We start from the raw sequence: 671 nt of genomic DNA on the forward strand, positions 1-671 counted from the left end.
CCTCTAGCGTTCGACTTGCATGTATTAGGCACGCCGCCAGCGTTCGTCCTGAGCCAGGATCAAACTCTCCATAGAAATTCTTAGCAATTTATTGCTTAGAAGTTCTTGTCCTGTGATTCAGCTACATAAGCATCATCACAAGGGCATAAAAAGTTATCGTTAACTCTAATAAATTGATTAGGTCCACATTTCCGTGGTACGCTTGGCTTTTACACTGTTCAGTTTTCAAAGAGCAATCAAAGTTTCAATTAGTATGTCGTAACAGCGACAAAATTTATCTTATCATATATTATGTTAATTTGTCAACTGTTTTTTTCTTTATTTTTTTGTCGAACGTTTTAATCATAAGGTTTCACGAAGTGACAAATAATATACTAACATGAATCGTATTTTGTCGTCAATGATTTTTTTAATCCTTTTAAGAAAATTTGTCGTATTGGCGACTATGTAAATTTAGCACATTTCAACGTCTTTCGTCAAGTATATTTTTTTAGTCGAATTTTGTCTTACACACCGCAGAAAACTACACCATATTTTACAATTATTCACTAGCGTTGCATTAATTAAATCTGATGATTCAAAATAATAGCAATCTTCAAAAATTGTCCATACAACAAAAAAATCCTTTACAATGGAAGTACAGGTGATTCCTGTCCAAATCCAATAGTAAA

The 671-nt window shown here is 32.8% G+C and carries 1 rRNA gene; it reads right to left on the reverse strand.

The window, feature by feature from the left end:
- Positions 1 to 75, reverse strand: a 16S ribosomal RNA gene (locus tag TEPIDINF_RS14745); the annotation flags it as partial.
- Positions 76 to 671: the final 596 nt, after the last annotated feature.

The sequence above is a fragment of the Tepidibacillus infernus genome (assembly GCF_048898065.1).
In the GTDB taxonomy this organism is placed as follows: Bacteria; Bacillota; Bacilli; order Tepidibacillales; family Tepidibacillaceae; genus Tepidibacillus_B; species Tepidibacillus_B infernus.